Source organism: Sulfurospirillum diekertiae, from assembly GCF_002162315.1.
Classification (GTDB): domain Bacteria; phylum Campylobacterota; class Campylobacteria; order Campylobacterales; family Sulfurospirillaceae; genus Sulfurospirillum.
This window is the reverse complement of the sequence record NZ_CP021416.1, coordinates 1,061,187-1,074,491: the sequence shown is the minus strand read 5'-3', so window position 1 is coordinate 1,074,491 and position 13,305 is coordinate 1,061,187. Positions and strand designations below refer to the sequence as shown.

Sequence of the window (13,305 nt, the reverse complement as noted above, 5' to 3'; positions counted from 1 at the left end):
TTATCGCTCCGTAAACATGTATTGTTTCGCTTTTAAAATCGGCTTTAAGATGTACTGCATGACTGTTTTTTTACCTGTGATAATATCGACATTGAGTGTCATACCGGGAGTTATATTGAGTGGTTTGGCCTCTGTTCCAAAATATTTTTTATCCGTTTGAACCCTCACAATGTAATAGGTATTATCGCGTTTGTCCGTCATAGAATCTGGACTGATAGTCACTACTTTACCTTTGAGTGAACCGTAAATTGCAAAATCATATGCAGTTACTTTGACAATCGCTTCTTGTCCTGGATACAAAAACGCAATATCTGAAGGTTTTACCTTAACCTCCGCCAAAAGACCATCTTCCGTTGGAACAATTTCTATCAGATTATCACCTGGTTTGATAACACCTCCAATGGTATTGACATAAATTTTTTGAACAACCCCATTAATAGGTGATTTGATTGTTGTTCGAACCACTTGGTCTGCATAAGAAGCGCTTTCTGCAGTAATACGATTAAATTCCGTTTGAGCATCATTGAGCTCTAATTGAGCTTTTGTCGTAAATTCAGAACGCACTTCTTGCATCTTATTTTCGATTTCAGAGATAGCCGCATCCAGCCTTGGCATAGAAGCTATCATTCCATTGCAACGCTCTTCGAGGCTACTGAGTTCTCTTTGTAGCTTTAAAAAATCTACTTTTGATTTAACGCCCTGCTCGACTAAAGGTGCGGATATTTTAACCTCCTCTTTAATGTAAGTGAGTGCTTTTTTCTGTTCTGTAATACGCCCTTGAGTTTCTAATTTATCATTTTTCTTTTGCACATATTGCTCATTAAGTCCAGAGAGTTGTGCATTAAGACGATCTCTATTTGATGTAAAAAGATTTCTCTCTTGTAAAATCTGCTCAGGGATTTCTTTCATATCCTCTGCAGAAGGCATAAACGCCGTGTTGGTAATTTCAGCTTTCAGACGTACCATTTTTGCTCGAAGTTGCGCTGCTTTATAGCCCATACTCTCATACGTAGAAGCTGATTTTAAATTATTAACTTTGAGCAAAACTTGATCTACTTTAACCGTTTCACCCTCTTTAACTAAAATATCTTCTAAAATACCACCTTCCAAATGTTGTATCATTTGATTTTCTCCACCAGGTACCACTTTACCCTCACCTCTAACGATTTCATCAATCGGAGAAAATGAAGCCCAGATTAGAAAGAGTGTCACACTAAAAACCCAAAAAAAGATAACCCAACGAAACTGTTTAGGATTTTCTTCCAAGACAGCAGCCGAAAGACTGCGCATAAATGCATAGTCACGAGCATCAAATGAAAATATTTTTTTACTCATAGACTTTTCCCTGATAATTTCGCTAAAACTTCATTTTTAGGACCATCCAGATAAATTTGTCCTTCGTGCATAACAATAATACGATCAACAAGTTCTAAAAGAGTATTTTTTTGTGTTACAAAAATGGCTGTTTTATCCTCAATATAACTTTTGAGATTGGCAATTAGTCGTGCTTCGCTGAGCTGATCCATTGCATTGGTCGGTTCATCCATGAGAATAATAGGTGATTCAAATAAAATAGCTCTTGCGATTCCAATACTTTGTCTCTGCCCTCCCGAAAGCCCCATACCACGTTCTCCAATAAGCATTTCATACCCCAAGGGATGTCGTTTAATAAATTCATCCGCCCCTGAGATCATGGAAGCACGTAGCATCTGCTCATCTCCAACACGAGAAGAACGGTATACAATATTGTCTTTAGCACTCCCCTTAAAAAGATTAATATCTTGGGAAACATAAGAGATATTTTTGCGTAAATCAATAGGATCAATTTGATTAATATCAATACCATCGATAAAAATAGACCCACTTTGTGGCTCATACAAATGAAGCAAGAGTTTTGCGATCGTGCTTTTACCTGAACCAATGCGTCCGATAATGGCAACTTTTTCCTTTGGTTTAAGTTTAAAGGAGATATTTTTTAAAGATTGATGCTCATTGGCATCGTATGAAAAAGTAACATCGCGAAATTCTACCTCACCTTGTAGAGCCGGACGTGTGATAAACTTCTTGCCATTTGGACGCTCAGAGGGTTGAGAAATGATATTATTAATCACATCATAGGCTGATTTTGCATCTGAATAATTGGCGATCAAAGATGCCGCTTGACCCATAGGAGCAACCGTTCGCGACGAGATAATAATAATACCAATAAGCCCACCCATGGACAAATCATGTTGTCCGATGAGATAAACTCCCACAATAACCAGTAAAACAGTGGTTAATTGAACTAAAAAGCCTGTAATCGTTGAAATAGAAGTTGATATCATACGAGATCTCAAACTTTTTTGAGCAATTTCACCCGTAGCTTCTTCCCATGCCCACTGCATATGACCTGTAACACCTAGTGTTTTAAGGGTTTCAATATTTTGAAGAGTCTCTACCAAAATAGAACTCTTAGCAGCAGCAGCTTTGTGAGATTCCTCAATGCTTTCACGTAACATATGACGCATAAAAAAAAGTGTATCCTAAAATAACAATCATCATAAGAAGAGGTACAACGACCATCCAACCGCCAATATAGCCTATAACACATAAGAAAAGAAGCGCAAAAGGCATATCCACAAGCACTGTCAATGTTGCATTGGTTAAAAAAGAGCGAATCATATCAAAGTCTTTAAGGTTACTCGCAAACGAACCGACTGATTTTGGATGCGAAGCCATTTGAAGGTCGAGCACTTTTTCAAAGACAATCGAGGACATAATAACATCGCTTTTTTTACCAGCACGTTCTAACAAAATCGCTCTAGCAAATTTCAAAAAGGTATCCAATGTATAAACCACTAAAACACCTGACGCAAATACCCAAAGCGTTTCCGTTGCATTGTTAGGAATAACCCTATCGTAAACACTCATGGTAAATAAAGGACTGATCAATACAAAAAGATTAATCAAAACTGTAGCATATAAAACATCCCGATAAAACCCTGTCGAAAGTTTTAAGGTGTCCCAAAACCAATGGTTATTTTTAACATTAAGTGTCAATGAGTCATGCTCATCATATACAAAAGGTCTCTTAATAAGGAAAGCAAACCCTGTATACTCTGACGTTAATGCTTCAACGGAGATGACCTCTTCAATAGCTTCAATGCCCGGCAAAACAATTTTGCAGGTCGTATGATCCTCATTGAAAGAGTGTAAAATACACGCCTGAGAATTTTTAAGTAGTAAAATAATTGGCAACTGCAAGGAAGAGATATCTGAAATCTTTTTCGTGACAAGCGTGCTTTTCAAACCTGCTCTACTTGCTGCACGCGCAAAAAGCCCTTTAGATTGCTTAAGATTGTACAGGCCTTGCGTCTCTTCATTAGGAGAGAGAGGCAAGCCTGCCATCAATGCTTCAGCGCTAAAAGGCTTATGGTAAAGTTGTGTAAAAAGTACAAGACATTGAAGCAAAGGATCGATCGAAAAAGCCAACCCTTGAGGATCCTCTATCCTTTGCTCACCACCATGATCATTATCGTTTGGCCCCATCATCAAATAACCTTTTATTCGTTTGTGTCACGCTTTTCAAAAAGAAGTGTACCAAGATTACTGTCATGATCTAATTTGCCATCCACAACATCTAGCCTGACACGTTTTGTATAATCTAGGGCTTTTGAACCAAGAACATTTTGTACCATAGTGCCCATTGCATCTAAAATACGATAATTTGAAAAGAGTAAATCATTTTGAGCCTTGATAACTTGTGTACGAGCAGAAACATAGTCATTTTGCGCGACTAAAAGATCTAGCAATGTTCTGCGGCCTAAGTCATACTCTTGTTGATAAAGTTCAAGAGTTTTTGCACTGGTTTTAGAATATTTTACAAGATAATCAAGTTGTTGTGTAATGTAAGTTTTAGCACTCCATGAAAGTCTTCCTTGCTCATCAAGTTTACGGATGACATCACGTTTGTTATCTTGCTCACGTGAAATTTGTGTCATGCTTTTAGCAATTTGAGCTTCATCTGCGCCACCGCGGTAAAGATTATAAGAAATTTTGATGCCTACGGCACTTCTGTCATCTTTTCCATCTATTCCGCTGATATCATCTGCCCAGCTTTTACGAGCGTATGCATCAATTTTTGGGTAGTAATTTTTATAAGCTGCTTGACGTTGTGCTTCTGCTGCTTTAATATTATAATGACTTACTAAAACTGATGGGTTATATTGGCGTGCAAACTCTTTCATTTCATCTTCGCTAGCAGGAAGTGTTCCGGAGAAAGAGACTTTTTCTAACTCATCTGCTTTTACATAACGACCCAATACACGCTCAAAGTTAAACTGTGCATCTTCAAGGTTGTTTTGAGCAACGATATAGTTAGACTGTGCTAATGATAAAGAAGTGTCTATCTTTTCAAATTCTGAACGTGTTGTTGAACCTGAGTCAAATAATTTTTTGACTTTATGCAAAACTTCTTCATGGAAAGAAACACTTTCTTTTGCAATCGCAAGTGTATCTCGTGCTTTAAGAACAGCAATATACTGAGTAATAAAGCTCAAGGCGACATCATTGGCATTTTCAATGTAATTATTTGCTGCTGCCAAAATACGTGCTTTTTGATAATCTGCTTCATAAAGCGTACCAAATCCATTGAAAAGATTTTGAGTTAATTGCAATGAATGCTCGTAACTTGAGAGTGAAACACTTTGAAAGTTTGTAGAAGGGCTATTTGTCTTTGCTCTCGAAAAATCCCCTGCATAATCAAGTGATGGAAGATATTGTGACTCCGTCACACGAAGATCTTCAAGGGTTGATTGATAATTATGCAACCTCTCTTGAACAACTGGATGCGTTGCAAGAACTTCATCAAGACCTTCTTGAAGCGTCAAAGCATTGAGCGTACTCGCTCCTGCAAAACAAAAAGGGATCACTATAAGACGAACCAGTCTCTTTTTTGAACTACCTAACATGTCAACCTCCATTACATTATTTTTTGTACAACATTATTGATATACTGAATAGCTATATATCAAACAGGCTTTTAGGCATGCACTTTGAAGTACATTTAAAGCATACAATCCTAAAATATATGCTTTCTTCAAATAATTATATAAAGGAAAAACCACATTCTGGTCACATTATATTATAAATTCTTTACTGTGTATGATTTAAGTTAAAACTTGCTAAATTTAAATTATGAAAGCATCAAATTTACCATTTAGCGCCGAAATCAAAAAAGCCACAGAGGAAAGAAGAAAAAAAATTATATTGGTTATTCATGCCGTATGCTTTTTTGTCTTCCTTACCCATACCATTTTGGATACCTACTATCAGAATTACCAAATCATCCCATTGACAATAACGATGTTTGTGCTCGTAGCTTTATCCTTTTTTATCTTTTATAGAAAAGGCAAATATGATCTTGCCTCGTATTCTATATTAATCGTACTCTCCATAGAAATGATTGCAGTCGTCTTTATTTTTCATTTTGATGATTATACACCTGGGTTTATATTCCCTTTTATATTGAGTATTTTTTCCCTTTTTAGTTGGAAAAGGGGACTGATCTTTAGCGGCATATTTTTACTTATTTTAACGCTGTTACTCTTTTTTTATCATGTTTATTATCAAGACGCTTTTTAGTATGAGTGCTTTTTTATATAATAATGAGGCTATTTCAAATTTTTTATCTATATTAGCTATTGTCTTTGTCTTTGCCATTTATTATGAAACCACTCGTATTGATGCCTATAAAAGACTTATTAACTCAAATTATAAAAAAGATTTACTCTACAATGAGATACATCATAGAGTTAAAAATAATTTAAATCTGGTCTCTTCTATCCTTGCTATCCAAGCAGAAAAAGAAGATGAAAAGACTAAGAATGCTATTCAAGCAAGTAAAAATAGAATCGATGCTATGGCGATGGTTCATTCAATGCTGTATGTTTCGAATGATCTTGAAAAAGTGAATGCCAAGCGCTTTATAGAAAAATTATATTTAAATATCCAAAGTACCATTAGTGACCGTGTCAAAATCGTCTTTAAATCTCAAGAAATAGAGCTTTCGCTGAATGAAGTTATTCCTATAGGCTTAATTGTCAATGAATTGGTCACCAACAGTATTAAATATGCGTTTAAAGATATCAAAAATCCAAAAATAATTATTGTTTTAAACAGCCACAAAAACAATATTTTATTAACATATTTTGACAATGGACGAGGATATAATCAAAAAGATACGCAAAATTTTGGTCTAAAACTAGTCGATTTAAATGTTAAACAATTAAAAGGAACTCTAAAAATCTCTCATAACCATGGATTATGCTACAAAATAATATATAAGAGAAACGCACATGTATAGAATATTGATTGTTGAAGATGAATTAATAGCGGCTGAATATCTTAAAATGATTTTGGAGAAAAAGGGTTGGAGTGTTGTTGATATTGTTGATAATGGCTTAGATGCTTTAGAGAGTATACGCAAATACAATCCTCATTTAATTTTAATGGACATCATGATTAAAGGTCCCAAAAGTGGTTGTGAAGTCGCTATTGATATTCGAAATATTAGTAACTGTTCCATAGTTTTTACAACAGCCTATGCCGATGACGAGATGATAAGCTATGCTATGGATGCAAAAGCGGATGGTTACATTATCAAACCTTACAATGAAAGAGAAATTGTCGCAATTATTTCACTCTTAAATGCCAAACAAAATCATCTCAATGGAACTAAAATCAGTAAAATTGTAGGGGGATTTTATTTTAACCACGAAACAAATTTATTGTATAAAAGTGGTGAAATCATCAAACTTGGGTCCAATGCATTAAAACTCATTCAGACACTTTGTGATCATAAAAATAGTTGTGTAAGCTACGAACAACTCTATATGACCCTTTGGCACGATGAGATCAATCTCAAAAAACTTCAAATGGTGATTTATCGAATCAGAGAAATCTGTGAAGCTGATTTTTTTGAAAACATTAATGGCATTGGCTATCAAATAAAAATTGACTATAAATAGTTTTTTGCGTTCTTTTTTTCTTGGTATCTAAAATAAAGCTGGTCAAGAAATTGCGATCAATCTAATTTTGGATACATAATAGGTAGCGTAATGATAAAACAAGCACCACCCTCTTTATTCTCTGCTCGTATCTTTCCGTTAAAGCGGCTTTCAATAATATCTTTACAAATAAATAATCCTATGCCCGCACTCTCTTCTTTTGAAGAAACATTAAACTCAAAGATACGTTCAATAGGATAAATAGTAATGCCTCCAGCATTATCTTGAATAGAAATATGACACATTTCTTCCGCTGTATCAATATAAACATCAATATGTGCATTTTCCTGTACTAAACCATAAAATTGATCTTTTGCATTAAATAAGATATTTAAAATACACTGAGCAAATTCATTTGAATTTCCTTCAATATAAGCATCTGAACTAATATAAAAGCTCATTTGTATCCCATCGTTTTTAAATGCGTAATCTAGAATTTTCTTGATTGATTTTAATTCTTCTTCAACAGAAAATTTATTTGTATGCGCATACGGCTTCAAGAGAAAACTATAAAATGTATTAATGGTTTCAGAAAGATGTTGCACTATTTCAAAACTCATATCAACATCTTGAACTAACTCTTTTTTTTTCACTTTTTGCTCGACAATAAAACTACATTTCATATGCGTTAATATGGTACCAAGTGCATTTAAAGGTTGCTTCCATTGATGGGCAATATTACCAATTGTCCTTCCAATAGAAGCATAACGCGATTGACACATACGTTCCTTTTCGACCGCTAGCAGATGAGCCTTCATGACAAGATTTTCTGCTTTCATTAGTTTTGTTTTGAAAATTAACATACATGTAAAAATAATCATTTCCCATGTACTGCCTAATAAAAGAACATTTTTACCTAGACTTGGGACATCAATAAGACCTAGCTGCATCAACCAAAAAAGCAGCACACCAATATAAAATCCAAATAGCCCAATAAGATATAATTTTGCAAATATAACGTTCCGATGCAAAGCTATAAAACCTATAAATACCCAAAACAGAGGAATCAATATTCCTGCTATATAAGCAATACTTTGAAATGAATTTCTGAGCCCAAGAAACAAAAATGCTATGAAAGAAATAATGTAGAATAAATATATCAATTTGATGAATAATGAAGGCAGAGATTTGAGATTTAAAAAAGAAATTGTAAAAAGTAAAAAGGTAATATGAAATCCTTGTACACTGATTATTTTTATAAAATCATTGATCCATAAAAACTCCTGTGTCATAAAAAAANGTGTAATGATGGATGTACATAATAAAAAATCCAAAAGTATGCTAAATAAATCCCATAATATAAATATTCTTTAATTTTGAATACCAAGTAGAGCATGAGATTAGTGATGAGTAGCAAAAACAACCCACCTGAAAAGAGTGCTACAGATACAATGGATATTAATTTTTCATAATCTAGCTCTGATTTTGTACCTATATGCATAGCAATAATCATAGGTCTTTTCGAGGTAATTTTAAAAAGATAGATCAAGGGTTCATCCGATCGCGAAAGTGAAAATCGAACAAAAAAATGTTCTATTTCGCGATCTTCCATTCGAATAGCATTCCCATTACTGGAGGAATGTATTCGCTCTTCCTTCCTAAAGACGAAACAGTCAATATAGGTCAACTGATCGTATTTAAATTCAAGAAAATGTTCAATTTCTTCATTGTTTTGAAGCTTGAGTGCAATCCAATACGTCGCATTGCTCGCGCCAAAACTTTTTACATGTAAAGGTAAGTTATCAAATTTATTCTCATGATATAGTGCCAAAACTTGATTTTCATTTAGATGATTAGAGTCTTTAAATACTTTAACCGGTTCAAGCAATACTAACGAATCATGCAATGAAGAGATTTGGAGCGATTCAACGGCAAAAGAAAAAGAAGAAAAAAAAGCACAGATCAAAATAAAATATTTCACTTTATTTTATCCTAGAGTTAATAGTGATGTTAGATCCCTACCTCCTTGATATTTTTTCATAAATGCATTATCAATATTAAGACGATAACCAATCCCTTTCATGGAGACAATGACATTATTCCCCAACTTCTTACGTATTCTTAAAACAAGGTTTTTGACAGCAGAAGCACACTGTACTTCATAATTCCAAAGCTTGGCTTCAAGGATCTCTTTTGAAACTATTTTGTACGGATTTTTTAAAAGAAATTCAATCAACTCTAACTCTTTACTCCCTAATACTTTTAGCTTATTGTGATGGTAAAACTCTTTTGTATCGTAATTGAACACTAAACTTTCATTCAACCTAATGAGATTCTCTTTTTGTGTTCTTTTGAGGGCTTGTGATAGTGTTTTGACCAATACTGTAAATTCAATAGGTTTTATAAGATACCCATCAATGGCTAAATTAGCCGCGCTTAGAAGTAAATTTCTGTCATCAAAACTTGTCAGTATAACAATAGGAAGCGTGTAATCTATCTGGCGAATTTGTCGTGTTAACTTGATACCATCTTTTTTAGGCATTTGAACATCTGTTAAAATAATATCTGGTTGTTCGTCTTCATAAAGATTATAAGCCTCTTCTCCATCTTTTGCACAGTAGACCTTACCAAACAACATTTTAAGAGTATTGGTAAGTTGTATTCTCGTTGTTAAATCATCTTCAGCAAATAAAATACGTTTATTTTTTAACACTAAAAGGCTGCTATCCAATTTTAATCCTTAAAGAGATAAATGAAATATGGTATTGAAATTATACGTAGGATGATTTTAATTATAGCATACCACGGTCACATTAAAGTCAAATTATAAGAGTATATAAATGACCATCAAAAGCCATTTTACATGTAAGATAGAAATTATAAATTTTCTAAATTACAGTTAGTTCTAGCCAATTTTTTATGGTTAGACTAATACAACCTTTTGCATAAGTCATTTACAAATACATATCTCATTACTAAAGGATTCTTATGTTACAAACCATTCGTGCAAAATTACTGTTTTTACTCCTTGTTTTTATTCTAGCTATTGTCGCGCTAGGGTATTTACTAGCATCCAATACCAATGATGCAAAAAATGCTGCAACTCAGATAAAACACATCGGAGAAATCAGAACCTTGAGCTCGCAATTAGGTGTTCACACAAGAGGTTATCAACTCTATTTTGATCAAAAATTTTTAGAAAGCTACTTTGCAACCCATAAATCAATTTCTGAACAAATTGAAGACATCCGACAAGAGCTAAAAAGTGATGAAAGTAAAAAGTTACTTGAACAAGCCTCTCAAAAAATAGATGCTTATCATACAACTAGTAAAAATCGTTTTGAAATATTGCAAAAATACAAAGAATCAATTCAAACAGCAGAGTTCAAACAATCAACAGATGGAAAAAAGTTAGCAGAACTTAATATCTTAGCAACGGAACATTATAATAAAATAGGTGAATTGGTAAATACACTCACCGAAGCCTTAGAAGCATACGAATTTTCAATGCTTGAAAAAGCAAAAATGACAGGTTTATTGCTCGCTGGAGTGATTTTTATTATAGCGATAGCTATTTTTCTCTTTATCAATCGCTCGATTCGTAATGCCATTCATAAAGCTATTGTTGGATGTCAATTTATATCGGAACATAAGGATTTGCATTATGTCATTCAAACAGGTAGTAATGATGAAATAGCACAAATTACAACGGTTATGAATCAGCTGCTTTCTCAACTTGCAAAGGCTCTTGATGATGCTAAAAAAACGGCCATAGAAAATGCTGCTGTATCAGAAGAGCTATCTAGCACCTCAATGCAAATAGGAATTCGAATCGAAGATGCAGCCAAAGAAGTTGAAGTCACAACCAAAGCAACTGAAGTGGTCGCTGAGATTTTGCAAAAAAGCGAAGAAAGCTCAAATCAATCTGGTATGTTAATCTCTAAAGTCGCAACAGAACTTAATGGAGCTGCCGAAGAGGTTTTAACCGTCTCAACCGATCTACAAGAAGTAGTGATCAATCAAACCGATTTATCTACAAAACTAGTGCAGCTAGATCAAGATGTTGAACAAGTCAAGCAAGTCTTATCTGTTATTGCCGATATTGCCGAACAAACTAACCTCTTAGCACTGAATGCTGCCATTGAAGCAGCCAGAGCAGGCGAACACGGTCGTGGATTTGCTGTGGTTGCAGATGAAGTGCGTAAACTTGCTGAGAGAACACAAAAAAGCCTTATTGAAAGTAATGCAACTGTTGCTGTTATTGTCCAATCCGTCAATTCTGCTGCTGAAATGATGAAGGTAAGTGCAAAACAAATCCAAGCATTAGGTGAGCGCGCTGAGGTGACACAAGCACTGATGCGAAGAACTGTCTTAAATATGAATGAAGCCCAAGTGATGGCAGTACAGACAGTTGAAGACACCAAAATGGGAAGAATCAAAACATCTGAAGTCATTAAACGTATCCAAAATGTGAGCCAACTTTCAAATACAAATGCCAGAAGCGTTGAGGAAGTCGCTTCAGCCGCTGAACATTTAGCAAAATTGTCTGAGGGGCTTAGCTTAACACTCTCAGAATTCAAAACAGTTTAAATTCTTATGTGTCGGAGCATATGTGAAACATATGCTCTGCAGTTCATTATAAAAGGTTGATAGCATGTCAAGTTTAGATCACTCACTTAATGAAACTATGGATTCCATTGTTTCTACATGTAATTTGATACCAGAAGTATTCCGAGATGGCATTATCTTGTGTGATTCGTTCAAAGAAAGTATCAGTATTAGTGATAAAGTATGCGAATTTACAGGCTATTCTCAAGAAGACTTTGCAGCACAAAGCCCTTTTTCTCTTATTACACACTGTGAGCCTATTTTTCAAAAAGACACAGTACAATATGCCACATCCATCCAATCAAAATTGGGTCATAGCATACCCATCATTATCTATCCTAAAATCATTTATAGAAACCACCATACTTTATTTTTATTTATTATTCAAAAACAAGCAGAGTTCCGTGTCCCATTAAAAAACTATTTTTTAGCACAATTTCCAAATCGTTTTTTATTTTTACACGAAATGCTACGTCAGACTATTCGCTACAGCCATCAAACAAACGCCTATGGAGCTTTACTTCTCCTTGATATCGATAATTTTAAAGCTGTCAATCATGTTAAAGGGTATAGTTTTGGAGATCAAATCTTGCGAGATATTGCCAAAAAAATATCTTCCGTTGTCAATACATTATCGGTAGAACATTTAAACGGTGATGAGTTTGCTATTGTTTATCATACACACGCTTGCGTTTATGACAAAGCAAAAGAAGAGGTGAACACTTTATCAAGAAAAATATTGGATACTATTAAAAAGCCTATTGTTGTGGAAGATCAATCTTTCCTTCTGTCTGCAAGTATCGGAGTTGTTCCTTTTATAGGCGAAGAATATCTACCTGATACGATCATTCAATATGCTGATGGAGCACTCCATGAAGCTAAAAAAAATTGGTCGTAACACAATACATTTTTTTAGTCCTTTACTCCAACAAAAAACGTGAAGAGCAAGCTCAACTACTTGAATGGCTAAACGATGCTATCCAATACAAACAAATGACCATTTATTATCAAAAACAGTGGGCGAAGCATAATGAAACGGGCGAAATATATACGATGGGTGCTGAAGCTTTAATTCGTTGGATTGATCCAATCCATGGTTATATTGCACCTGATAAATTCATACCGCTTGCTGAAGAAAGTGGATGTATTATTCCGCTCGGAAAATGGATATTGGAGGAAACTTTTAAACAATTAAAAATATGGGAGAAAGATCCTAGAAAATGTCATTGGCAACTCTCTGTTAATATCAGTATAAAGCAGTTCGAAAAAGATGATTTTATAACTATTGTTCAAAATTTAGTGAATAAAACATGTTGTAACCCTCGTAAAATTCGTTTTGAATTAACTGAAAGCCTATTAATCAAAGATTTAAAAAATTCATTGCGAAAAATACATGCTTTGACTAAACTTGGTATTTCATTGTCCATTGATGATTTTGGAACAGGGTACTCTTCTTTAGCGTATTTAAAAAGATTACCCATCCATGAATTAAAAATAGACAAAACATTTATTAGAGATATAACAACAGATCAAGCGGATGTTGTTTTAGTAAAAACGATGCTAAGCATAGGTAAATACTTTGGACTTGATGTTGTGGCAGAAGGCGTGGAGACGAAAGAGCAATATGAAATGTTACACAATATGGGATGTTGCTACTTCCAAGGTTATTTTTTTAGTAAACCCTCAGAAGAAGCACTGCTCTAATGGGAAT

Annotated in this window: 12 protein-coding genes; 5 read left to right on the top strand and 7 right to left on the bottom strand. The window is 34.3% G+C overall.

Annotated features, from left to right (window positions below):
- From Sdiek1_RS05440 to Sdiek1_RS05430, 4 genes are read right to left on the bottom strand one after another with little or no spacing between them, the layout of a single operon-like run.
- Positions 1-1,335: an HlyD family type I secretion periplasmic adaptor subunit gene (locus Sdiek1_RS05440; protein WP_087438256.1), complete on the bottom strand. Its 1,335-nt coding sequence runs from the start codon at positions 1,333-1,335 to the stop codon at positions 1-3.
- Positions 1,332-2,507, bottom strand: a complete 1,176-nt coding sequence (locus Sdiek1_RS15570) for an ATP-binding cassette domain-containing protein (RefSeq protein WP_369688490.1) — start codon at positions 2,505-2,507, stop codon at positions 1,332-1,334. The genes Sdiek1_RS05440 and Sdiek1_RS15570 overlap by 4 nt, the downstream gene beginning before the upstream one ends.
- On the bottom strand, positions 2,488-3,531 hold the full coding sequence (locus Sdiek1_RS15565) for an ABC transporter transmembrane domain-containing protein (protein ID WP_369688489.1): 1,044 nt from the start codon (positions 3,529-3,531) through the stop codon (positions 2,488-2,490). Before Sdiek1_RS15565 ends, Sdiek1_RS15570 begins: the two co-directional genes overlap by 20 nt.
- A gap of 11 nt (positions 3,532-3,542) precedes the next feature.
- Positions 3,543-4,949, bottom strand: a complete 1,407-nt coding sequence (locus Sdiek1_RS05430) for a TolC family outer membrane protein (RefSeq protein WP_161491997.1) — start codon at positions 4,947-4,949, stop codon at positions 3,543-3,545.
- 674 nt (positions 4,950-5,623) lie between these two features.
- Between Sdiek1_RS05430 and Sdiek1_RS05420 the strand changes: the two genes are divergently transcribed.
- Together Sdiek1_RS05420 and Sdiek1_RS05415 are read left to right on the top strand one after the other, a co-directional pair.
- Positions 5,624-6,343, top strand: a complete 720-nt coding sequence (locus tag Sdiek1_RS05420; RefSeq protein ID WP_161491996.1) for a sensor histidine kinase — start codon at positions 5,624-5,626, stop codon at positions 6,341-6,343.
- Positions 6,336-7,007 carry a response regulator gene (locus Sdiek1_RS05415; RefSeq protein ID WP_087438252.1) on the top strand — a complete coding sequence of 224 codons (672 nt, stop codon included), beginning with the start codon at positions 6,336-6,338 and terminating at the stop codon, positions 7,005-7,007. The genes Sdiek1_RS05420 and Sdiek1_RS05415 overlap by 8 nt, the downstream gene beginning before the upstream one ends.
- A gap of 56 nt (positions 7,008-7,063) precedes the next feature.
- On the opposite strand, the gene Sdiek1_RS05410 is transcribed toward Sdiek1_RS05415, so the two are convergent.
- The 3 genes from Sdiek1_RS05410 to Sdiek1_RS05400 form a co-directional block, all read right to left on the bottom strand.
- Entirely contained in the window at positions 7,064-8,278 is a 1,215-nt protein-coding gene (locus tag Sdiek1_RS05410; RefSeq protein WP_238099174.1) for a sensor histidine kinase, read from the bottom strand.
- On the bottom strand, positions 8,275-8,967 hold the full coding sequence (locus Sdiek1_RS05405) for a 7TMR-DISMED2 domain-containing protein (protein WP_087438250.1): 693 nt from the start codon (positions 8,965-8,967) through the stop codon (positions 8,275-8,277). The genes Sdiek1_RS05410 and Sdiek1_RS05405 overlap by 4 nt, the downstream gene beginning before the upstream one ends.
- Before the next feature lie 6 nt (positions 8,968-8,973).
- A complete protein-coding gene (locus tag Sdiek1_RS05400) occupies positions 8,974-9,717 on the bottom strand; it encodes a response regulator transcription factor (RefSeq protein WP_087438249.1) in 744 nt (247 codons plus the stop codon).
- A gap of 257 nt (positions 9,718-9,974) precedes the next feature.
- On the opposite strand from Sdiek1_RS05400, the gene Sdiek1_RS05395 reads away from it, so the two are divergent.
- The 3 genes from Sdiek1_RS05395 to Sdiek1_RS05385 all read left to right on the top strand — a co-directional run bounded on the left by Sdiek1_RS05395 (position 9,975) and on the right by Sdiek1_RS05385 (position 13,298).
- Complete coding sequence (locus tag Sdiek1_RS05395; RefSeq protein ID WP_087438248.1) at positions 9,975-11,576, top strand: methyl-accepting chemotaxis protein; 1,602 nt, start codon at positions 9,975-9,977, stop codon at positions 11,574-11,576.
- A 64-nt stretch (positions 11,577-11,640) separates the two neighbouring features.
- A complete protein-coding gene (locus Sdiek1_RS05390) occupies positions 11,641-12,492 on the top strand; it encodes a GGDEF domain-containing protein (protein ID WP_087438247.1) in 852 nt (283 codons plus the stop codon).
- The gene (locus Sdiek1_RS05385; RefSeq protein ID WP_087438246.1) at positions 12,483-13,298 is read left to right on the top strand and encodes a putative bifunctional diguanylate cyclase/phosphodiesterase; all 816 of its coding nucleotides are present in this window, start codon (positions 12,483-12,485) and stop codon (positions 13,296-13,298) included. The genes Sdiek1_RS05390 and Sdiek1_RS05385 overlap by 10 nt, the downstream gene beginning before the upstream one ends.
- The last annotated feature ends 7 nt before the right edge of the window (positions 13,299-13,305 follow it).

Bases quoted from the DNA above. Each gene is read 5' to 3' on its own strand.
- Sdiek1_RS05440 (WP_087438256.1), bottom strand. From the start codon at position 1,335: ATGAGTAAAAAAATATTTTCATTTGATGCTCGTGACTATGCATTTATG.
- Sdiek1_RS15570 (WP_369688490.1), bottom strand. From the start codon at position 2,507: ATGCGTCATATGTTACGTGAAAGCATTGAGGAATCTCACAAAGCTGCT.
- Sdiek1_RS15565 (WP_369688489.1), bottom strand. From the start codon at position 3,531: ATGATGGGGCCAAACGATAATGATCATGGTGGTGAGCAAAGGATAGAG.
- Sdiek1_RS05430 (WP_161491997.1), bottom strand. From the start codon at position 4,949: ATGTTAGGTAGTTCAAAAAAGAGACTGGTTCGTCTTATAGTGATCCCT.
- Sdiek1_RS05420 (WP_161491996.1), top strand. From the start codon at position 5,624: ATGAGTGCTTTTTTATATAATAATGAGGCTATTTCAAATTTTTTATCT.
- Sdiek1_RS05415 (WP_087438252.1), top strand. From the start codon at position 6,336: ATGTATAGAATATTGATTGTTGAAGATGAATTAATAGCGGCTGAATAT.
- Sdiek1_RS05410 (WP_238099174.1), bottom strand. From the start codon at position 8,278: ATGACACAGGAGTTTTTATGGATCAATGATTTTATAAAAATAATCAGT.
- Sdiek1_RS05395 (WP_087438248.1), top strand. From the start codon at position 9,975: ATGTTACAAACCATTCGTGCAAAATTACTGTTTTTACTCCTTGTTTTT.
- Sdiek1_RS05390 (WP_087438247.1), top strand. From the start codon at position 11,641: ATGTCAAGTTTAGATCACTCACTTAATGAAACTATGGATTCCATTGTT.